Origin of the sequence: Gracilibacillus ureilyticus (assembly GCF_900111195.1) — a bacterium.
Lineage (GTDB): Bacteria > Bacillota > Bacilli > Bacillales > Amphibacillaceae > Gracilibacillus > Gracilibacillus ureilyticus.
Window position 1 is genome coordinate 1 of the sequence record NZ_FOGL01000014.1, and the last position, 21,875, is coordinate 21,875.

Sequence of the window (21,875 nt, forward strand, 5' to 3'; positions counted from 1 at the left end):
GTTTTCGATAAAATAACGTGGTTTGTCTACCGAAAATATGGTGATGTTGCACTTTTTGTATTCGATAATCATGCACTTTTTCTGTTACTTGGTTACAACTAGGACAATGATGAGGGACACGCTCCAATTCCACATGAAGTTGGTAATTGCCATCTTGTTCGAATGACTTTGTAACGATAACCCCTTCTAATCCTGGTAAAGAAATGTTAGAATTCAATTACACGCATCTCCTTTTTGTGATTTGTTTATTGGTCTAAACAAAGTGTAACAAAATTAGGAGATTGCGTGTTTTAATTTGTTTGAATTTTCTCTTTACCCCAACATATATTTTAGAGCCTAAAAAAAGAGACCCAGCTTCTGCTAGATCTCACTTCTTCCATTATATTTACAAATAAACAGCCTGATGTTTTTGAATATCCTCATAGTTTTGGATAAGGTTATTTCTCAAGAAATCCGGTCCGTATTTATTCAGAAAGTAAATCACATTCCATAATCTCTCCTGTAAACCCTCTTCCGGACGAAGATGCACCAGTACTTTATCAAAATCTGCTAGTTCTTTCTGAAATTTCAGTTGAAGCTCTTTATTCATTCGATTAGATAATTGCTCTACATGATCCAAAATATATTGCAGATTTTTTTCAGCGTATTCTCCTATATCTGTCTTTATTCCTTTCGCCTGATCCACCAGAGGTTTGTGTGCCGAAGTGATCATTTGTTTAACCTGGTCTGTTAATAATTCCACAGGAGGAGTTAATTGGGAGTTTAGCCAGTTTTGCTTACTCGTCATTACCCCTCCGGATATAGCTTCATCTGTCTTAATAGCATACTGCTCCATCGCTTTTTTTATTTTCTTCTCAACAATCGTGATAGAAAAACGAGGAAGCACTGGCGGCATTTTTATCTCTATTGCACGAAACACCGGCTTAAGTATTGACCAGTAAGCTACTTCACTTGGCCCGCCAAAGAAAGCTAATGTTGGGAAGAGCATTTCTTGCATAACAGGTCTTGTTACTACATTATTACTAAGTAATTCGGGCTGGTTGTTAGCGATTTCCAGTAAAGCCTCATGGGACAGTCTGCATTCATTATTTTTTCCTATCCACTCCTGCCCATCGCGTTTCAGGAGGATTCTCTGGTTATCGTAATGATAAAATAAATGGCCATCATCTTCTTCCACTTCTACGGAAACATTGTAACCCTTTATTCTCATACTTTGTAAAGATTGGAAAACTTCTTTACTATATGTTGACTGCTTCTCTATTAAAGCCTGAAAGTGTTGTTTTTCCAACTGTCTCACTAACCTGTCACCGGAATCGACAAATACAATACCTGTTTCTCTGAATAGCTCATGCATAAATCGCCCGAAGAAATCAACCATAGTATTGGATTGAGTTAACAAGTCTTTAATTTTATTGTACAGACTCTTACTAAATGCCGTCTCCTCCAATTTAGAGAATACTGTATTCAGCCAGTTTAATCCTTGCACCTGATTGATTTCGCGGTTGGAAACAGAAGCTTTCTCATGGGACTTATCATTCCAAATCAGTTTTTGCAGCTCATTTTCAACAGGCAGATAAATATGGTTTACCTCATCATAATCATGGTCTTCTCCAGCAATCCAGAAAACCGGTATGACAGGGATATTTAATTTCGCTTCCTGCTCCTGAGCTAATTGCAAAATAGAAATAATTTTATGTACGGTATATAGCGGCCCACCCAATAGCCCTGCCTGCTGTCCACCGATCACAACCACACTATCCGGTCTTCGTATTCTATCAATATTTTCAAATGTTTGTTCCGAAGCTTCCCATCTATTGTTCAATTTTTCTAACACATCCGCTAAATTCTCTCTATCAAATGTCCTTTCTTTCAGATCATTTACCCGTTGCATGAAAACATTATGATCAAATGGACGATAATCATAATGCTGCATTAACTCCTTGCTCTGGGCGAAGTAATCTGTAAGGAATTTATTGGATGAGTTGAGTGTTATATGTTCGATATGCATCGATAACAGGCTCCTTTATTTTCGATAATATGTATTAGTTCACTTGTATTTTACATAAATAAGATACGAAACGCACACAATTTGTTTCAAGCAGTTATTACGAAGTGGATGACAATGGGGGAATTAAACAAGAAGAACTTCACCAGTGATGAAGTCCTGAAATACAACATATTTTTAATTATGCGACTTATCCCATTTGTCCAGTACTTTTTTAATTTCTTCTAATAAGTGATTGGATAATTGCAATTTATCAATCAGTTGGCGGTTTTCCTCTTCTAATTCCTTACACTTTTTCGCCTGATCGATCGTTTGATAGTATTGTGAAATCTTCTCCAAAGATTGAATAACCTGTGTAAAATTAGGTTGGTCCATTTCTTGTACCGCTTCTGCATCAGTATATGGGTTTACTTTTTTCCGATTGTTTTTTGCTGATTGAATTGCCTGCTCATAATGTTTCCTTAAAGTTGCATTCCACCTGAAACCACAAGCAGCTGATGTCCTAGATAGTTTATTTCCCGCTTCCTTAAAAGCCTCAAGCTGTGTTTTTCCTTCTCTAATATAATGTAATACCGTCTCAGCCAGAATTACATCTTCGTCTTTTGTCCATGCATCTTGACGATGTCCCTGCATCTATCCACCTCCTCTATTTCCTGCTATCAATGTATGCATATAATAGATGAGATAGAATTTTTCTAATAAAAATTTTACTAAATTTAGAAAAATTGCATAAAAAAATAGTGTAAGTAGGTTTGTCTACTTACACTATTCTTTGTACACTGTATATAAATTATTGAGCTACAACTTCTTTTCCGTCATAGTGTCCACAAGATTTACATACATGGTGTGGTTTTGCTAATTCACCACAATTTGAACATTCTACCATTCCTGGTACATGCAATTTTTTATGTGTACGTCTTTGTCTTTTCACTTTTTTTGATGTTCTTTGCTTAGGTACTGCCATGCCTTACACCTCCTTTAAAGAGATTCATTATTGTTGTCATCTAATAAGGCTTTTAACTTTTCAAGACGAGGATCAACCTTTTTACTGTTTTGTTCCTCTGTCATCAGTGTCCAACCTTTACCTTCCGAAATAGTATTCGCTTTTAATACTTCTTCTTCGGCAAATACACGGAAAGGTATCTCTAAGATTATATTTTCCTTGATATAAGGTGTTAAGTCAAGCACCTCTGTATCAATCTTATGCACGTCTTCATCGTCACTTCGATAAGATGATGTCGTGAATGTCTCTGCAGCATGAATTGTGAACGGGTATGGAACATCAACTAACGTTCTGGCACAAGGCAATATCATCTCCCCTGTGATATCAAAAACAAATGTGATTTCCGTACCGTCTATCCTTGCGGTTCCTTTCACTTGAACCGGATTAATTTTTCTAATATCATTATCTAATTTCTCCAATTCTGAAACATCTACCATCTCATCAAATGAAAATGGATTACCATGGGATTGTTTTAATTTTTGTAACGAAATTTTCATTAGAATCACCTCAAGGCAACAAGAAATATTTTAAAAGGAAATGAGCTATTTGTCAACATATTTTCTTTACAGTAACATAAAAAAATGCTCGATATATGCTATACTGTAACAATAGAAAATAAATATACCTTTCCCCCACTTTAACAAGAATGAACTGATATTGCAAAGTTTGGAGGTTATACCTGTGCGAGGATGTGGATTAATTGTTGAATACAACCCTTTCCATAATGGTCATAAATACCATCTAAATAAATCAAAAGCAATGACGAATGCGGATTGTATGATTGCAGTAATGAGCGGAAATTTCCTGCAAAGAGGAGAGCCGGCTGTTATAGATAAACACCACAGAGCGCAACTCGCTGTTTCACAAGGAGCAGATCTAGTCATTGAACTGCCTTATTACTACGCCGTACAACACAGCGAGTTGTTTGCTGAAGGTGCAATTAGAATTTTAAGTCTCCTTAAAGCAGATTCTATCTGTTTTGGCAGTGAACACGGAGAAATTAATGAATTTTATGAAATAATTAACTTAATCAATGGAAATTATAGAGAATACCATCAACATCTTAAAAACGCCTTAAAAGAAGGAAATGCTTATCCGGCAGCACATGAAGCAGCATACCGGAAAATAGGCGGAAATTTTTTAACAATCGACTTTACAAAACCTAACAATGTTTTAGGTACACAATATTTGGAAAAGATCTTGCAAATTGATCCATCTATACAACCATTTACTATTAAAAGACAGCAAAATGAGTATCACGACCAGTCTTTAACAAAACCATTTGCTAGTGCTACAAGTATTCGTAAGGAGTTATTCTCAAATAAACCGCCAACAGATATAGCTGAAACCGTCCCGATACAAACAACGGAAATACTGAACAATTACAGAAATCAATTCGGAGGTTTCCACAGTTGGGATCAATACTTCTCTTACTTGCGTTACCGTATTTTAACAATTAACACGAGTTATTTAAAACAAATTCACGGGGTAAAGGAAGGGCTGGAAAACCGTCTCATCCGTTCAATGAAGGATGCATCAAACTTTCAGCAGTTTATGACAAATCTTAAAACAAAAAGATATACCTGGACAAGTCTACAAAGAATTTTGGTAAATATTATTACAAATATTACAAAAGCTGATATAGAAGAGAAATTAAGCGGCTCTCCTCCACTGCGCATATTAGCAATGTCTGCGACCGGAAAAGAATACTTACATAATTTAAAAAATGAGGAGATAAAGTTCTATACTAGCAATAAAAAACCTTATCCGGATTACGACTTAGATAACAGGATTGCTTCCGCATACTATAGTATTCTTGAAACAGAAAGGCAAATCATTGCAAAAAAACAAGACTTCAAGCCACCATTTATAAAGGCTTAAAGTCTTGCTTTTGCCTGGAAATCTCCTCCAATTCACCAGCTATTCCAATGACTGCAAATATTGTATCGCTTCATCAAAAGTGTCAACAGGAATAATTTTCATATCTGTATTAATATTTTCTGCTACCTCTTTAGCTGTCTGGTAATTAGAGTCCTCTCTCCCACCTTCATTAGGAGCAAAAAAGATTTCATTACCTTCACGGTCTGCTGCAATTACTTTTTTATCAATCCCGCCGATTCTCCCGACATTTCCTTCATAATCAATTTCTCCTGTTCCCGCAATCTGATGGCCTTTCGTCAAATCTTCCTCAGTTAACTGATCATAAATCTCCAGAGCAAACATTAAGCCGGCACTTGGACCACCAATATCTCCACTTGAAAATGTTAATTCAGGTTCTTCATTAACTTCCCGATCTGTTACGAGCTGTATGCCAATTCCAGGTTTATTATTCTCCGGCAGTTCCGCTAGAGTGAGGGACTTCTTCATCTGTTCCTCTCCCCTGATAATTGTCAACGTTATTCTGTCACCAACCTGTTTCGTTGTCACAAAATCAATTAAATCATTTGCTTCCGCTATTCCCATGCCATCTATCTCAATAATCCGATCTCCTGTTTGCAGGACTTTTGCTGCAGGCATGTCCTCTATCACTGAAACAACATATACCCCATTGTACTGAATCTCTATTTCAGCCTTTGCTGCTTCATATGCAACAACGGTTGATGCCTCCTGAGAACTCTCCATCATCATTAACTGCATTTGCTTAAAGTCCTCTTGTGATATTCCATCATGGTAAACTTCTTCTATTGGTACGACCTGATGATAATCTCTTAGTTTTGCCATGAGATAATAAAATGGTGTAGCCTGTCCACCTTGAATCGTCACAAGATGCATATCACCTTCACTTTCATAACCACCTTCAACCTTTACAATTGGATTTAACGCATCCGCACTACCCGGTTTATAAATGTAATACGGCAGTTCATAAACAAAAAATAGCGCACAAAGTATTGCTAAAACTGTTATGGAAGCAATACTCAGCCATTGTTTTTTCATGTCATCGCCCTCTCTGACTATCGTTAATGTATATATTTAGATATATCATCATATAAATTTTATTATAGACAAGCTGCCACCATACCATTTTACTACTTCTTTTATCAATCGTACAGAAATGTATTTATTAAGGAGGATATGTGTGAAATATAAAGCCATTTCAATAATGTATGCCCTATTCGCCCTTTTTATGGCACTTTCCATTATCATGCTGCCCCAAGCTGTCCTAGAATCCAGCAAAAAAGGGATTGAGATGTGGGCATCCGTCGTTTTCCCTTCACTATTGCCTTTTTTCATCGTTGCAGAGTTATTTATAGCATTTGGGGTTGTCCATTTTATTGGTGTGTTGTTCGAGCCGATCATGCGCCCGTTATTTAATGTTCCAGGGGTAGGAGGATTTGTATGGGCAATGGGGATGGCAAGCGGTTATCCTTCTGGTGCAAAATTTACTGTTCGATTAAGGCAGGAGAATCAATTATCTAAGATAGAGGCGGAACGTTTAGTTTCTTTTACTAATGCTTCCAACCCGCTTTTTATTATTGGAGCAGTATCTATTGGTTTTTTTCATGACCAGCAGCTCGGAATACTGCTCGCTTTAACTCATTATATCAGTAATTTTTTTGTCGGGATTTGCATGAGATTTTATAAAAGAAATATAAGATCCGCAACCAAAAAAGAACCTTTTTCCTTTAAAAAGGCTTTTGAAAAACTTCATCAAACGAGAATGAACGATAACCGTCCATTAGGGAAAATACTAGGTGACTCTATCATTCAATCCATACATACTTTACTATTAATAGGTGGTTTTATTACATTATTCTCTGTGTTAACAAGAATATTTCATGAGGTAAAGGTAATGACTGTTCTGGCAAATTTTTTGGCTGTTATTCTCGATTTTTTCCACTTACCGGTCGAACTTGCACCAGCATTTTTATCAGGTTTATTTGAAATCACATTAGGTGCTCAGCAAATAGCTTCTGGAACAGGCAGTACGCTTGTGTATGCTATTTTGTTATCATTTATCCTTGCATTTAACGGTTTATCTGTCCAAGCACAGGTAGCCAGTTTGTTAGCTGAAACGGATATACGCTTTTACCCATATTTTTTCGCGAGGCTTCTTCACGGTATTTTTGCGTCCTTCCTTGTAATAGCCCTATTTAGACCGGTATATTTAGTTGGTAATAGTCAAGGAGCCCAGCCGGTCTGGAGTGAATATATCTCAGACCGATCAAATACTCTCTATACAGCAGTTCAGGAAGTTGGGATGGAATTAACCATCATAAGTCTTATTGTTTTTATATTTTTAACTATTAAACAACGCTCTTACAAGTGATTATATTTCTTTCTTAAAGCCTGTTCCACAATGAATGGCACGAGATCTGAGACATTTGCGTTATATTTGGCGACTTCTTTCACCATACTGGAACTCAGGAAAGAATACTGATTATTAGTCATCATGAAAAATGTCTCAATCTCTTCATTCAACTTCCGGTTCATTGATGTTATTTGCATTTCATACTCGAAGTCTGTTACCGCCCGTAAACCTCTCAACACCGCCTGGGCATTTTGGCTTTTTGCATAATCCATTAATAATCCATTACAGGAATCAACACGTACATTGACAATATCCTTCGTTGATTCCTCCAACAGTTTCACCCTTTCTTCCACAGTAAATAAAGGTGATTTTGACTGATTATTGAAAACCGCCACAATCACTTCATCAAAAATTTTGGCCCCTCTCTGGATAATATCCAGGTGACCATATGTAACTGGATCAAAACTGCCTGGGCAAATGGCTAACTTAGTCATAAGTGTTCATCCTTTCTCGTATATGGAAATTCCTGTCGTATTTCCTAACTTATCTCTTTTCTTCAGACGGTAATTACTAAAATCAACATCCAACTGATATGATGCGTCATGTTCACATACAATCAGTCCATTATCTTTCACTAAGTCGTATTCATCTATCGTATTTAGTAATTTCTCATAAGAAGTTTTATAATAGGGTGGGTCTAAGAAAATAATATCAAATTTTATATCCCGCTTTTTTATCGCTTTAAGGGCTCTGATTGCATCGTTACGGTATATTTCTACATGTTTTTCCAGCCCTATATGGTTTACATTCGATTTGATAACAGAAATGGCTTTCGGTTGTTTATCGACCAGAATAGCTTGTTCCATCCCTCTGCTTAAGGCTTCGATAGCTAGTGATCCACTGCCAGCAAAAAGGTCAAGACAAATACCTTCATCGAAAAACGGTCCAATTATCTGAAAGAGGGATTCCTTTACTTTATCAGATGTTGGTCTTGTTAACTTATTCGGAACAGCCTGTATTCGATGACCTTTATATTTTCCAGCGATAACTCTCAATTTATTCCCTTCTTTCTCTGAGTGAAATCTATCTTACTATAGCACGGAAATTTTATTTCCTCAAATTATGATGTATAAACAGAAGCATTGTTGTACAAACTTTAGATAAAGCAACAAAAGTTGCTTTATTCGGAGAAGACTTACCATTCCCCATAAGTTCTTCCTCCGGTTTCTCCTCTCCCTTTATTCTTTTTATTTTCGAAAAGAAAATAAAAAGAAACCTGCAACTTATTGATCAGTTGCAGGTTTTTTTATTAGAAATTATATTCCCATTTTATAATCATACTCTTTCGCTTTATCTGTTGCTGCATTTTCATAATCTGTTTTAATGAATGGTTTATAAGAAGGTTCCACTCTTGTAATATATGGTAACCTCTTAAACATCTTGAGGGATTCCTCATAATCATGCTGGTTCACATAGATCATTGCATATTTCAATTTTTTTGATACATGCACCAGATGACCATACCTCTTTAATTGTTTCACATTTTTCATATGATGAAACCACACAATAATAGCTTGTCTTTTTGTTAACATTGTTCTTCCTCGCTTTTTTCAAAATTACGAAGCTTTGCAGCCGCATCCTCCACCTGAGCCGCATCCACAGCCGCCATCTGTTAATAATGCTCCGTCTTTTGGTACTTTCACTTTGTCACTAACGCTATATGCGACAATTTGACTAACTTCATCTAATAGGTGCTGAAGTTGCGTTTCAGCAGCTTTATAAGCGGCTATTGTTTCATGCATATCCATTTCCCGTTTTGCTACACGGATTTCTTTCATAATTGTACTATAGTCAGGGTGGTAGCGTCCAAACCTCTCTACTTCTTCATATAAGTCTTTCATCTGATTGAATTTAGAAATGAGTAGTTGTGCCTCTTTATCGTTTTCCATCCTTTCTTTCGCTTCATCAAATGACTGCTTCACTTCTGATTGTAAAATAACTTGACCTAATACTTCTGATTTATCTAAAATATCAACAATTTCCATTGTTGCTAACATATTTAACACCTCCATAATGGTATCATACCAACATTTTGACCAAAATAAAAGAGGCAGGGGTTTTCATTAATCACGAAACGCCCCTGCCATATCTATTAACATTCTCACCAATTGTATGTTATGCTGTGCTTTTTCTAACCTTTGAGGAATTGTCTTGCCAAAATATTGCTTAGCTAACTGGTCTATTTCATTTATTCTTTCAGTATCTCTCGTTAAATATCTGTACCATTCGGGATTCCTTCGAATAAAGGTCCATAAGTCCTGACGGTGTTCTAAAAAATAATAACTCTCTGGTTCCAAATTCGAAACCTCCTAATCTCTAATACGAAATGAGAATGGATCTCTCCCTGACTGGATCGATTGCCTATCATTTCCTCCATTTGTAAAATGCTTATACTGATCAATAACTTTTATTACCTGGTCAATGGCTCCATGTAAATCATGAATATGCTTTTCCACATGATTAAGATCTAACTGGCTGATTTTGTCTAACCATTTACTAAATTTTTTTTCATCCTCATACTTACTGTTATGATCATTATTACCTTCCATTGCTGATTGACCGTATTGTTCCCACACCGGATCATTCTCACCTAACAATACAAATTGCTCAAAACATTCCTGGAGATTAATATTACCGGAACGTATTGATTTAATAAGTTGAGGATTCCGATGCAGGAAATCTTTAAATTGCTGTACAGAAGGATTATTTGTTTTTTTCACCATATCACTTCCTTTATAAAACAGGTGCTTATCATAATTCTCTTTTCAGTTTATGATGGCACGGCGAATATCGTGTTAATGGTGCAACTATTTTATTTTTCAAGGAAATTTTGAGTGTAGTATAGCCGGTATACACCAACACCAAGATGTGTATAATCTTCTTTTAATAAGGCTTCTCTGTGTCCTTCACTATTTAACCAGCCATGCATAACTGCAGGAACATCTACATAATGTGCTGCGATATTTTCACCTGCGGAAAAATAATATGCACCTGCTTCCAGTAACCTCTCCTGCAGCCCATCTCCATTTAGCCTGTAATGTGAGAAATAGTTCTGCTTCTTCATATCCGTACTATGTGCTTTTGCAGCTATACTCGCTTTTTCGTCCCATTGTAATGTGCTTACCCCGTAACTTGTTCTTATGGCATTAGTAATATCATAAATCTGATTTTCCATCCCCTTTTCTATTTGTCCCCAATCCTGATCACTTGGCTCCTCTGGTTCTTTAATTTCCCCGTAATAATAAACTTCATAAGGTTTATGTAATTCAAAAACCTTTTTATCCATAAACCTTATGCCTGCAATTTTATCCGTAAACGTATCAATAAATAATTGAGCGAATATGTTTTCTTCCAGCTGTATTACCGGTCTTTCACTAACATCTTTACTAGTTAGCTTAAAACGTAAATGATCAAATTCTATGGAATCAACAAGCTTATATGTCTGCTTAAGTTCTTCAGAAGTCATACCGATTGCAAATGGAAGCATGTCTCTTTTTTTTGAATTTGTGTACAGTGTAACGATGTGTTGATCGGCAACCCCTACCTGGACATAATCATCATCCGATTGATATATTTTCCATTCATAACCATATAGAGTCGAATCAGTCCGGGAAGCTTCTCCATATTCCTTTTCAAATTCATCAATATTTTTACCTATATACCGCCAAAGAGATTGATTGTACATGATACTGGGATGATTTTCGATCACTTCTGTTTTGGTATCTATGACTGACATTTTTATATATTGATTATTACCTGAATATAGTTCTTCCTCATAGAATATGAAAAAAATCCCTATTGCAGCAGCAATTAATAGAAAAATTAATATCTTTTTCATAAATACAGACACCATCCTTAAGTAAAATAGGTTATACTAGAATATATAATCAAAGTAAGAATTTTAATACAGATTGTTGAATATAAATTGCATCTTTCAACAATTCATACTATTATAGTTTTAGTGAAAATATTAGATGGGGTGAATATTTTGAAGATTTTAGACACAGGAATTGAAGACTTAATTATTGATTTAAAACCACTTAATAACGGAATGGAAAAAGCTAATTTTGTCCTTGCTTCCCAATGGGATTATGAACGTGTAACTTATGACTATAAAGTTGGGTCACCTGAGAAAAACATTACATATTATATTAGAGTACAAGGCTATGCTTTAGAAGGTGATGTAGACAAAGGTGATGCAGTAATAAAATTACTAACACCATTGTTAGGTAAACATTACTACCCTCACGGGATCGAATATGGTGAAAATGAGGAGTTTCCCGAATCACTTGTTAATCGTGCCTCAAGTATTTTGCAAAATGTAAAAGCAAATATTGAACCATTTGCTAAATCATGATTCCATACATACTCGGCTGTATTCTTACAGCCGTTTTTTTAAAAATTCAACACATTGTCTCTATCTAGTGGAAAGGAGCTCGTACTTACTTTAATGAAGAATTTCACGAAGCAATATTGGAAGTTAATCTTAACTATAGCCGTTACATTAATCGTCGGATACTACATATTACCTGTTTCCATTCCATTGATTCTTGCCTTCTTTACTGCGTTAATTCTAAACCCATTAATTAGATGGTTTATTGCTAAATTTAAGATAAACAGAAAACTAGCTGTCACATTTGTTTTTCTATTATTTTTATTAGTAATTAGTGTTATCGGGACATTTGCGATAACTAAAACTGTGACACAGGTTATCAATTTTGCTGAAAAAGTACCTGATTATATCTTACAAATTTATGACCAGATAATAGTGTGGCAAGCAGATCTAGACCATTTTACGTCAGATATTCCTGAAGATTTAATGAAACAGATAAAAGATGAAATAGAATCAACCATATTAACATTAAGCAACAGTTTAAAAGAAGTGCTTAAATTTGAAAGACTGGCGAAAGTAGTCAGTCTTGTCCCTGAACTAATAGTAAGTCTGATTGTCTACTTAATTGCTTTATTTTTGTTTATGCTTGAACTCCCTAAGTTGAAGGCTAATGTGTACAAACATTTAAAAGAGAAAACGGCAGAAAAAGTAAAATTTATGAATGCACGATTATCTTATGTAATACTGGGTTTCTTTAAAGCACAATTTCTTGTCAGTATTATCATATTTATTATTTCCCTAATCGGACTATGGATAATTGCCCCAGAATATGCGCTTATTATGTCATTGATTATCTGGCTAATAGACTTCGTTCCAATCATTGGTTCTATTGTTATTTTAGGTCCATGGGCATTATATATGTTTATTGCAGGTGATCCAGTTACAGGGGTACAATTGTCTGTTCTTGCTATTATTTTACTTGCGATCAGAAGGACAGTAGAACCTAAAGTAATGGGTAAACATATTGGTTTATCTCCGTTAGCTACATTAATCGCAATGTATATCGGACTCCAAATTTTAGGGATTCTCGGTTTCATTGTAGGACCACTGCTAGTTATCGCATTTAACTCTGCGAAAGAAGCTGGTATCATAAAGTGGAATTTTAAGATATAAAAAAACTACCATCAGGTAGTTTTTTTATGTGCCTAAAATGGCTTTAATTAAGCTGGTTGTTTCTCCGCCATCATATAATACATAAAGTAGTATATATACAGCTACACCCGTTATAGCGGTGCCAAACCAAATAATACTCGTAACGGGACCAATTTTGCGATGCTTTTTAATATTTTGTTTGAAGGCCAGTGTTAAGGTGATCACTCCAAATATGGCACCAGTTGTTGAAAGGAAAATATGAAAGATCAAAAAGATCGTATAATATATTTTCAAATTTTCCGGCCCGCCAAAACTGGTATTACCAATAAATATCGTTCTTGATATATATATAATGAAAAAAGCTAACGCACTATACGCAGCAGATATCATCGCTTTACGATGGGCCTTAAAATTATTTTTAATTATCTGTCTCCAGCCTATTGCAACAAGAATGGCACTAAGAATAATAAAAAATGTACTAATAGTTGGTAATAAATGCATCGTATTTCCCTTCCCTTAAGTAGTAATATTTATTAGATCTCTCTTTAAATCTATTCATGAGCTGGCAATGGATCAATCTTATTTTCACCACTTCTGAACCATGGGAAGAAGATTTTTGCAAGTAAAATACCATAGATGATTTCTTGTGTGATTTTCATTAATATACCGCCTAATTGCTGATCTTCTACAAGACCTAATGGAGAAAACATTTCAGGACCGCTTAAGGATAATCCACTTAAAACATCCAGTGGAACACACAGCGCTAATGCCTGAATCCAACCACCGCTTGCTCCATACGTACTATATAGACCAGTCGTAGCAAAAATAATTAATGCACAGGCAGGTGTAATGAGCACCCCATTTGCGACAATATAACCGATTTTCAATAATGGGGATAGTTTGTCCATTTCTTTTAATGGAGTAAAAATTGGCCACCACATAATAAATGCAGCAATTAGAATAATTCCTGTAATTGAAGCATGTGCAATCTCATTTCCCTTTGCAAAGTCAAAAATAACAGGGATATGATAGAACGAGAACAAGCCATTAAACAATAACAATGCAATCAGCGGTTTTGTAAGTAGTCGTAGAATACTTCCAATAATTTTCAAATCAAATATTCCTTGCCAAAACCATTTTGGCAGTCCTTTAATAATAAGGATAGGAAATAATAAATAATACAATGCCATCTGTACCATATGTGCGGTAAACATGATATGTGACAGTAAATCAACTGGAGATCCTTTAATTAAATAAAGCAATATTATTCCAGTATAGAAGGATACACTTTGTTCAAGTGTGACATTTCTGCCATCTTTACGATTAATAAAGATTAAAAAGTAAGCAATCGACAGTAATGCAATAAACAGAGCAAAGTATGGACTCCATAATGCTCTAAAACCAAAAATTTGTAATTGTTGCCACATGATATTCACTCCAATATCGTTTCAATCCATCAGATACTATTATAACGGAACAATCACTATTTAAAAAGGAATTAAACAACTTATTTTCAACAATTTAATGAACACTAAAAGCTCATTCTCTTACTTGATACTTTTAATTATAGAAAATTATAAATAAAACAGGACCTGTGTAATAAGGTGTACTTATTACACAGGTCCATGTTTAATTTACCACCAAACCAATGCAGCTAGTGCAAGGATTGTTAAGAAAGCAGCGAATACGCCTCCGTACAGCATAAATGCCGGCATCTCATGACCTTTATGGCTCATATGCATAAAATAATACAATTGAAACCCAACTTGTACTGCTGCTAATACGAAGATAACTGGAATAACAAATAACTTGTTTAGCTCAGCAATAACCATTGAAAAAGCAATGATAGTAAAGATGATCATTAGAGCAAACGTAATCACTTGCTGTTTCATTTCTTCTTTACGTTTTTGTTTCTCATAATCTAACTGTGCCGGATGAAGAGATGTTTTCTCTGCCATTTCCTACAACACCCCCATTAGATATACTACTGTAAAGATAAATACCCAGACAACATCAATAAAGTGCCAATACAAACTTGCAATATAAAACTTTGGCGCATTATATAAGTTTAATCCTCTTTTTGCATTTCTTATCATTAATGCGATTATCCAGGATAAACCAAATACTACGTGTCCACCATGGAAACCTACCAATGTGTAGAATGCTGATCCAAATGCAGAAGAACGCATAGTGAATTCATAGTGGTGGATATAGTGATAGAACTCGTATATTTCAAAACATAAGAATCCGATCCCAAGTGCCACAGTAATTCCGAGCCAGATTTGCATTTTTTTAAATTCATTATTCTTCATATGGTACATTGCATAAACACTCGTTAATGAACTAGTGAGAAGCAGCATTGTCATAATGAACACTAATTCTAAACCAAATAGCTCTTGGGATGAACTTCCACCATTTGTAGAACCATTCAGAGCTAGATATGTTCCGAATAAACTAGCAAACAGCACTGTCTCTCCACCAAGGAAAAACCAGAACCCAATAAATTTGTTTTTGCCTTCCAAGGTGGCTTTTTCAGGATTAAGAGGCATTTGTTTCGGATTTAATACATCATGTTCGCTCATTATTCCTTAGCCTCCTTTACTAAATCTTCCTTATGGATATGATAACCAAGGTCGTCTTTAACTGACCTCATTAGCATTGCACCAAGTGCAATACCCATACCGATAAATACAAGACTTAACCAAACCAAGTCATATTTCTGATAAATAAAACCAAATCCTGCTATAAAGAAACCTAATGACATGACAAATGGCAAGAATGAGTTATTTGGCATATGAATATCACTAATCGGTTCAGCAGGTGTCATACCTTTCCTACCTTCCGTCTTTTCAATCCATAATGGATCTAAACCACGGACTAAAGGTAATTGCTTAAAGTTATAGAACGGCGGAGGAGACGGGATTGCCCATTCAAGTGTTCGCGCATCCCACGGATCTGATCCGACTTTCTCACCTTTTACTGATGTTACAACAATATTGTAAAGTAATACGATCGTGCCAAGTCCCATTAGGAAGGCACCAGTAGTACTAATTGCATTACCTAAATCTAATCCCTGGTCTTCTAAAAACACCCAATATCTTCTCGGCATACCCATTAACCCTAAAAAGTGTTGAATAAAGAAAGTTAAATGGAAACCGATAAAAAATAACCAGAATGTTACTTTACCTAATGTATCATTTAAGATTTTACCAAACATTTTTGGCCACCAGTAATGCGTAGCAGCAAATAATGCGAATACAACCCCACCAACAATTACGTAGTGAAAGTGTGCGACAACAAAGTAACTATCATGAAACTGATAGTCAGCAGATGCTGCAGCAACCATTACCCCGGTCATACCACCAAGTGTAAATGTTGGAATAAAACCTAAAGACCAGAGCATTGGTGTATTAATTTGGATATTTCCGCCCCACAATGTAAATAACCAGTTAAAGATCTTAATACCAGTAGGGATAGCAATTGCCATTGTCGCAACAGCGAAAATAGAGTTAGCTGCAGGTCCCATACCTACTGTGAACATGTGGTGGGCCCAAACCATGAATCCTAAGAAACCAATCAATACTGTCGCAAATACCATTGCAGAATATCCGAACAATCTCTTTCTCGAGAATGTAGAGATAATTTCACTGAATATCCCAAAAGCAGGTAATGCTAGGATGTATACTTCGGGGTGGCCAAATATCCAGAATAAATGCTGCCAGATAACGGAATTACCGCCCATGTTTGGATCAAAGAACCCTGAACCAAATAAACGATCAAACATCATTAAGAATAGACCTACAGTTAAAGCAGGGAATGCAAATAAAATAAGTGCACTTGCGACAAAAGCTGTCCAAGTAAATAATGGCATACGCATATATGTCATACCCGGTGCACGCATATTTACAATAGTTACAAGGAAGTTAATCCCCCCTATTAACGTACCCGCACCTGAAATCTGTAATCCTAGGACATAATAGTCTACACCTTCACCTGGTGATGTGGTAGAAAGCGGTGCATATGCTGTCCAGCCTGCGTCTGCTGCTCCTCCAGTAATCCACCCGACATTAAGCATGATTCCTCCGAATAAGAATAACCAGAAACCTAATGAATTAAGGAATGGAAAAGCAACATCACGAGCACCAATCTGTAAAGGTACGACGGCATTCATAAATGCGAAGATCAAAGGCATTGCTGCCAGAAAAATCATTGTCGTTCCGTGCATTGTAATTAATTCATTATAAAGACCAGCACTAACGAAGTCGTTCATAGGTTTTACTAATTGCCATCTGATAGCTAATGCTTCTAATCCACCAATGATGAAAAAGAATCCACCTGCAACCAAATACAATATGGCAATTTTTTTGTGGTCTACTGTTGTTAAGTAATCCCACAATGTTGAGCCAAAACTTCTCTTATTATTAGCTACCATTGTACTCACGTTGAGTTAACCTCCCTCTTTGTTCTCTTGCGTCCAATCAACAAACTTTATTATTGGGCACTATCTGGTGTTATTTCTGATGCTTTAAGTTGCAATAAATATTCAGCAATTTTCTCAGCATCTTCTTCACTGACACTTTTTTCCTCCAGATATGGAGCGTCTAACATTCCATTACCTGGTTTTTTAGAGCCTGGATCCAGAATCCACTCAACTAATTCTTCCTCTGAGTGTTCCAGAACACCTGCAATAGTGGAACGGTCACCGAAATTTGATAAATTTGGTCCAACTGATGGAGTATTACCAACAGCATGGCAACTTAAACAACTATCTTCAAACAGTGCTTTTCCTTCCTGTGCAGTTGTTGATTCAGGTACAGCCTCTGCGTCTACATTCTGCATATCTGTAACCCACTGATCGTACTCTTCTTGACTTACTGCTACAATCTTGAAGTCCATTAGAGAGTGAGAATCACCGCAGAATTCAGCACACTTACCCCAATATACACCTTCTTCGTATGCTTCAATATACATGGTGTTCTCATTATCAGGGTTCACATCCATTTTACCGGAAAGTGATGGTACCCAGAATGAATGAATTACATCACTCGATAACATGTTTAAGTATACTTTTTGTCCAACAGGAATATATAAATCCTGGCTTGTTTGGATTTGTTCCTCGGCATATTCAAAATGCCACCAGAACTGCTTACCTGTTACATTAATGTTAAGGCTGTCTTCTTTTTCAGTTTCATCAGCTAAGTCATATGTAACAGCAACTGTTGGTATAGCAATAACAATAAGTAACAAGATCGGAATAACTGTCCAGACAATTTCCAAAGTTTTATTACCTTCGGTCTGTTTCGGAATCATGTTTTCCTGACCTTTCTTTTGACGGTACTTCATTAATACAAAAATGAAGATCGCCATAACAACAATAAACACAACAATCATCACTATAACAGTAATAATAATGACTCTTAATGATTCCTCTGCCCCATACCCTTTAGGAACTAATGCAGTTAGATTATCTCTTCCACATGCAGAAAGAAATACAACCATTAGTGAGAATACAGACAGAGTTCGGATTTTTCCCATCCAATCTTTCATCTTTATACCTCTCTTTCTATGAGTAAACTTTTGTAAATATTTAGAAAAACTTGAAAATAATCAAGTTCTACTTACCTAATGTTATAAAATTATGGAAAACAGGCTTATAATTATCATAGCAAAAAAGATAACGGTTAAATAGACTAGAGAATAAATAAACATCTGGTTTGCCCATTTTATATCATCTGTTTTACTTGAAAGGCCTCTAACAGCTAACAGTAACCAACCAATATTTAGTAATGATGCGATTATAACAAAACTATACCCTAATCCGTATAAAAAAAACGGGATAGGGATCAGACATGTTACATAGATAACCATCTGCCTTTTCGTTATAGCAAAACCGTGAATTACCGGTAACATAGGTATATTGGCTATTCGGTAATCCTCTACTTTTTTCATTGCTATCGCTAAAAAATGGGGAGTCTGCCATATAAATATCAGTAAAAACAAAACCCATGCGACAGGATGTAAATTTTGATCAATCGCAGACCAGCCAATTAATGGCGGAATAGCCCCTGAAAGACTGCCAATCGCCGTATTGATTGTATACCTTCGCTTCGACCAAATTGTATAGAGGACTACATAACTGAACCAGCCGGCAAATCCAATCATCGCTGTCTGAATGGAGGCCAGAGATAATATTAACAGCCCTGCAATGGTAAAGCCTATACCAATTACTAAGACATGTTGTAAATCAATAGAACCGGTAACAGTCGGTCTTGTTTTTGTTCGGAGCATTTTCTGGTCAATATCGCGATCATAATAGTTATTAATAACACATCCGCCTGCAATAACAAAAGCTGTGCCGATAACACAAACCAGCAGAACATGCCAGTTTAAATAGAAGGAGGCGCCAGTGTAGTATAGAGCTAACCAGAAACCAGCAAATGCAGTCATTGTATTAGAATTAATAATTCCGATTTTCATTATTTCTTTTAAATCTGACCACTTAAATAAGTAATTGCTAGAACGGCTCTCCAAAATGGACTCACTTGCAGGGAATTCCATTTTATTCATATTCTGTTGTTACCCTCCTTTCTATTATTTCGGGTAAGTTATGTACCGATATTATTTGCAATGTTATTGTAACATGGATTGCAGACGTTCGCTATTCAACTTTATCATTGTTTTGAATTTTTGACAGTTTTGTGAACTTTTTAATTATCTTTTTTTGTATGCACATTTCCAACACATTTTTTGTTATAATAGATAGGATTTTGTTAAATTAATGGCATGTTATTAAAAGAACGCATACTATTTATTTCTAGCATAGTTTATTTATGTTTGGCAAGCGTTTTATATATTCAAACAGAAATTTGTTGATGAAAAGAATAATGAGGTGTATTTATGGTAAAGGGTTTGAAGATATTATCTATTATCTCTACATTATTAATGATATTTGTTTTAGTTGGTGGAGCACTTGTTACCAAAACTGAATCCGGGATGGGTTGTGGAGCGAATTGGCCATTTTGTTATGGAGAATGGTCAATGGAAATGTTTATCGAACTAAGTCACCGGGTAGTCTCCGGTCTTGCTGGAATTTTCGTTTTACTATTGTCTGTTCTTTCCTGGTTCAAAATTGGACATATAAGAGAAACAAAATTCTTATCGTTCATCTCAATCTTTTTTCTGGTATTCCAGGGATTAATTGGTGCAGCTGCTGTACTCTGGTCACAGTCTGATTTTGTTCTGGCCTTACATTTTGGTATTTCATTAATTTCCTTTGCTGCAGTATTGCTGTTAACTATTTTAATTTTTGAAGTTGATCAGAAGTTTGATGCAGAAGCTCTTGTAATTACCCCTTTCTTCCGGAAGCAGTTTATTCTATTAACTGTGTATCTGATGGTTGTTGTATATTCCGGGGCACTTGTTAGACATATCGATTCAAGTTTAGCATGTCCAAGTTGGCCGTTCTGTACGAATGATGCACCATTGTCCTTTGACTATCATCTCGGACAATGGGTCCAGATGGGGCACCGGGTATTAGCAGGAATCGCGTTTATTTGGACATGGATCTTATTCTTTGCTATTAAAAAAGATTACCCGAATATTAAGGTAATGAAACAAGGCTGGATGATCCAGACATTCTTTATTACTCTACAGGTAATACTAGGTGCTTTAGTTATTTTTACGAAAGTCAATCTCTTTATCGCATTATTACATGCACTGATAATCACTTTATTTTTTGGACTTCTGTGTTATTTCCTTCTACTTTCCTACAGGAGTGTGCAAAAGTAATTGCACCATACTTAAACGAAGTTACTTAGATATACGCAAAAAAGAAAGCAACGCATTTACTTTAATGCGTTGCTTTTTTTAATACTTGAGTAACTATTACTTTTTTTGGCTCTTCTCTCTGATGTATATGAATCAGGTTTATTCTCTTGTTCCGTTTCGATAATTCTTTCTTGATATCTGTTATAATTAACATGTCTTGCTATATTATTTAGTACACCCACTGAGAACAATGAGACTAATAACGAGGTTCCGCCATAACTTACAAATGGAAGTGGTACGCCTGTTATTGGCAACAGACCGCTAATTGCACCTAAATTAATAATTGTTTGAATCCCAAACATAGCTGAGATTCCAATTGCAAGCAGACTGCCAAACTTATTTTCACATTTCATTGCAATAAAAAAACCTCTTAAAACGATAATGGCGATACAGACAATCACGAACAGTACCCCAAACAACCCTAATTCCTCTGCAATTACAGCCATAATGAAATCACTTTCTGCCTGGGTCAAGTAACCAAGCTTCTGAATTCCCTGTCCAATACCTGTTCCTGAGATTCCACCTGTTGCAATGGCAATATAGGACTGTATTAATTGATATCCTGAATGCTCTGGATCTGCAAATGGCTGATATGCACCTGTAAATCTGGAAATCTTCTCATCTGTCATCATCTGCAGCCCAAGGGCAACTAATAAGACCGCTCCGACACCAATTAGCAAAGACAGGTGGCGAAATTTTATACCTGAACTGAAAATCACCACACAGGCAATAGAGAAGATAATTCCAGCAGTTCCGATATCGGGTTGCTGTATAATTAACCCTAATAATAAACTCGTTATGACAAGAGGTGGTAAAACAGCTTTAAAAAAATCGTCTATGTATTCCTGTTTATTAGTATATACAGATGCTAAATACATGACTAAACCAATCTTTACAAACTCTGAGGGCTGAACAGAAAAAGGACCGATATATAACCAGGATTTTGAGTAATTTATTTCTGTCCCGAATAGCATGACAGCTACTAACAAAATAGTTAGAATTCCTATAATAACTTTGGTCATTCGCTGATAAATTTTATAATTGAAAAAACAGGCAAATAAAAAAGCAAAAATAGCAATTGCAAACCAGACCGATTGTTTTAACATCATGGAATATGCAGGTTTGTCAGCAATATATGTTGTAACCATACTCGCACTGTAAATCATCACGATCCCAAAGCTGGACAACAGTAACGGTGGAAGCATTAACAGAAAGTCAAAGGTTTTACGATTTAATTTCATAACGA

The 21,875-nt window shown here is 35.8% G+C and carries 25 protein-coding genes and 1 pseudogene; 5 read left to right on the forward strand and 21 right to left on the reverse strand.

The genetic code is table 11. From position 1 onward, the window contains the following. From BMW36_RS13225 to BMW36_RS13245, 5 genes are all read right to left on the reverse strand, one after another. Positions 1-217: transposase family protein (locus BMW36_RS13225; protein WP_139180322.1), on the reverse strand; the 217-nt coding region annotated here is incomplete at its 3' end. A 168-nt stretch (positions 218-385) separates the two neighbouring features. After that, positions 386-2,008: a bacillithiol biosynthesis cysteine-adding enzyme BshC gene (bshC, locus tag BMW36_RS13230; RefSeq protein WP_089741886.1), complete on the reverse strand. Its 1,623-nt coding sequence runs from the start codon at positions 2,006-2,008 to the stop codon at positions 386-388. 174 nt (positions 2,009-2,182) lie between these two features. After that, positions 2,183-2,638: an RsfA family transcriptional regulator gene (locus tag BMW36_RS13235; protein WP_089741888.1), complete on the reverse strand. Its 456-nt coding sequence runs from the start codon at positions 2,636-2,638 to the stop codon at positions 2,183-2,185. 157 nt (positions 2,639-2,795) lie between these two features. After that, positions 2,796-2,969: a 50S ribosomal protein L32 gene (rpmF, locus tag BMW36_RS13240; RefSeq protein ID WP_089741890.1), complete on the reverse strand. Its 174-nt coding sequence runs from the start codon at positions 2,967-2,969 to the stop codon at positions 2,796-2,798. Positions 2,970-2,983: 14 nt separating this feature from the next. Next, on the reverse strand, positions 2,984-3,505 hold the full coding sequence (locus BMW36_RS13245; RefSeq protein ID WP_089741892.1) for a YceD family protein: 522 nt from the start codon (positions 3,503-3,505) through the stop codon (positions 2,984-2,986). Between the two features lie 184 nt (positions 3,506-3,689). On the opposite strand from BMW36_RS13245, the gene BMW36_RS13250 reads away from it, so the two are divergent. Continuing rightward, on the forward strand, positions 3,690-4,889 hold the full coding sequence (locus BMW36_RS13250) for a nucleotidyltransferase (protein ID WP_175480465.1): 1,200 nt from the start codon (positions 3,690-3,692) through the stop codon (positions 4,887-4,889). 39 nt (positions 4,890-4,928) lie between these two features. Here BMW36_RS13250 and BMW36_RS13255 read toward each other — a convergent pair whose 3' ends face one another. Continuing rightward, complete coding sequence (locus BMW36_RS13255; RefSeq protein ID WP_089741895.1) at positions 4,929-5,942, reverse strand: SepM family pheromone-processing serine protease; 1,014 nt, start codon at positions 5,940-5,942, stop codon at positions 4,929-4,931. 142 nt (positions 5,943-6,084) lie between these two features. Between BMW36_RS13255 and ylbJ the strand changes: the two genes are divergently transcribed. Then, complete coding sequence (gene ylbJ / locus BMW36_RS13260) at positions 6,085-7,275, forward strand: sporulation integral membrane protein YlbJ (RefSeq protein WP_089741896.1); 1,191 nt, start codon at positions 6,085-6,087, stop codon at positions 7,273-7,275. Here ylbJ and coaD read toward each other — a convergent pair. The 7 genes and pseudogenes from coaD to BMW36_RS13295 form a co-directional block, all read right to left on the reverse strand. Further along, a complete protein-coding gene (gene coaD / locus BMW36_RS13265) occupies positions 7,266-7,751 on the reverse strand; it encodes a pantetheine-phosphate adenylyltransferase (protein ID WP_089741899.1) in 486 nt (161 codons plus the stop codon). The two genes, ylbJ and coaD, sit on opposite strands and share 10 nt — an antisense overlap. 6 nt (positions 7,752-7,757) lie before the next feature. Beyond that, positions 7,758-8,315 (reverse strand): annotated as a pseudogene (gene rsmD / locus BMW36_RS13270) (16S rRNA (guanine(966)-N(2))-methyltransferase RsmD); the annotation flags it as partial. 258 nt (positions 8,316-8,573) lie between these two features. Further along, on the reverse strand, positions 8,574-8,849 hold the full coding sequence (locus BMW36_RS13275; RefSeq protein ID WP_089741903.1) for a YlbG family protein: 276 nt from the start codon (positions 8,847-8,849) through the stop codon (positions 8,574-8,576). A gap of 24 nt (positions 8,850-8,873) precedes the next feature. Then, a complete protein-coding gene (locus tag BMW36_RS13280; RefSeq protein WP_089741905.1) occupies positions 8,874-9,314 on the reverse strand; it encodes a YlbF/YmcA family competence regulator in 441 nt (146 codons plus the stop codon). A gap of 66 nt (positions 9,315-9,380) precedes the next feature. Beyond that, positions 9,381-9,614 carry a YlbE-like family protein gene (locus BMW36_RS13285; RefSeq protein WP_089741907.1) on the reverse strand — a complete coding sequence of 78 codons (234 nt, stop codon included), beginning with the start codon at positions 9,612-9,614 and terminating at the stop codon, positions 9,381-9,383. A gap of 12 nt (positions 9,615-9,626) precedes the next feature. Beyond that, a complete protein-coding gene (ylbD, locus tag BMW36_RS13290) occupies positions 9,627-10,040 on the reverse strand; it encodes a YlbD family protein (protein ID WP_245711684.1) in 414 nt (137 codons plus the stop codon). Between the two features lie 89 nt (positions 10,041-10,129). Next, positions 10,130-11,155 carry a CAP domain-containing protein gene (locus tag BMW36_RS13295; protein WP_175480467.1) on the reverse strand — a complete coding sequence of 342 codons (1,026 nt, stop codon included), beginning with the start codon at positions 11,153-11,155 and terminating at the stop codon, positions 10,130-10,132. Positions 11,156-11,305: 150 nt separating this feature from the next. Here BMW36_RS13295 and BMW36_RS13300 point away from each other — a divergent pair, with 150 nt between their 5' ends. Continuing rightward, positions 11,306-11,674: a YugN family protein gene (locus BMW36_RS13300; protein ID WP_089741912.1), complete on the forward strand. Its 369-nt coding sequence runs from the start codon at positions 11,306-11,308 to the stop codon at positions 11,672-11,674. A gap of 93 nt (positions 11,675-11,767) precedes the next feature. Continuing rightward, positions 11,768-12,823 carry a sporulation integral membrane protein YtvI gene (gene ytvI, locus BMW36_RS13305; RefSeq protein ID WP_089741914.1) on the forward strand — a complete coding sequence of 352 codons (1,056 nt, stop codon included), beginning with the start codon at positions 11,768-11,770 and terminating at the stop codon, positions 12,821-12,823. A gap of 24 nt (positions 12,824-12,847) precedes the next feature. On the opposite strand, the gene BMW36_RS13310 is transcribed toward ytvI, so the two are convergent. The 7 genes from BMW36_RS13310 to cyoE form a co-directional block, all read right to left on the reverse strand. After that, positions 12,848-13,303 (reverse strand): DUF420 domain-containing protein, encoded by a 456-nt coding sequence (locus BMW36_RS13310; protein WP_089741917.1) that lies wholly within the window; start codon positions 13,301-13,303, stop codon positions 12,848-12,850. 50 nt (positions 13,304-13,353) lie between these two features. After that, positions 13,354-14,229, reverse strand: coding sequence for a cytochrome c oxidase assembly factor CtaG (gene ctaG / locus BMW36_RS13315; protein ID WP_089741919.1), 876 nt, complete (start codon positions 14,227-14,229; stop codon positions 13,354-13,356). Between the two features lie 207 nt (positions 14,230-14,436). Then, positions 14,437-14,760, reverse strand: coding sequence for a cytochrome c oxidase subunit IVB (ctaF, locus tag BMW36_RS13320; protein ID WP_089741921.1), 324 nt, complete (start codon positions 14,758-14,760; stop codon positions 14,437-14,439). Between the two features lie 3 nt (positions 14,761-14,763). After that, the gene (locus tag BMW36_RS13325) at positions 14,764-15,384 is read right to left on the reverse strand and encodes a cytochrome (ubi)quinol oxidase subunit III (RefSeq protein ID WP_089741923.1); all 621 of its coding nucleotides are present in this window, start codon (positions 15,382-15,384) and stop codon (positions 14,764-14,766) included. Further along, the gene (gene ctaD / locus BMW36_RS13330; RefSeq protein WP_245711690.1) at positions 15,384-17,234 is read right to left on the reverse strand and encodes a cytochrome c oxidase subunit I; all 1,851 of its coding nucleotides are present in this window, start codon (positions 17,232-17,234) and stop codon (positions 15,384-15,386) included. Before ctaD ends, BMW36_RS13325 begins: the two co-directional genes overlap by 1 nt. A gap of 59 nt (positions 17,235-17,293) precedes the next feature. Continuing rightward, positions 17,294-18,349: a cytochrome c oxidase subunit II gene (coxB, locus tag BMW36_RS13335; protein ID WP_089741927.1), complete on the reverse strand. Its 1,056-nt coding sequence runs from the start codon at positions 18,347-18,349 to the stop codon at positions 17,294-17,296. A gap of 81 nt (positions 18,350-18,430) precedes the next feature. Further along, positions 18,431-19,369 (reverse strand): heme o synthase, encoded by a 939-nt coding sequence (gene cyoE, locus BMW36_RS13340; protein WP_089741929.1) that lies wholly within the window; start codon positions 19,367-19,369, stop codon positions 18,431-18,433. Between the two features lie 330 nt (positions 19,370-19,699). Between cyoE and BMW36_RS13345 the strand changes: the two genes are divergently transcribed. Continuing rightward, positions 19,700-20,590 carry a COX15/CtaA family protein gene (locus tag BMW36_RS13345; RefSeq protein WP_089741931.1) on the forward strand — a complete coding sequence of 297 codons (891 nt, stop codon included), beginning with the start codon at positions 19,700-19,702 and terminating at the stop codon, positions 20,588-20,590. Positions 20,591-20,646: 56 nt separating this feature from the next. Here BMW36_RS13345 and BMW36_RS13350 read toward each other — a convergent pair whose 3' ends face one another. Then, the gene (locus tag BMW36_RS13350) at positions 20,647-21,870 is read right to left on the reverse strand and encodes an FtsW/RodA/SpoVE family cell cycle protein (protein WP_089741933.1); all 1,224 of its coding nucleotides are present in this window, start codon (positions 21,868-21,870) and stop codon (positions 20,647-20,649) included. Between the last annotated feature and the right edge of the window lie 5 nt (positions 21,871-21,875).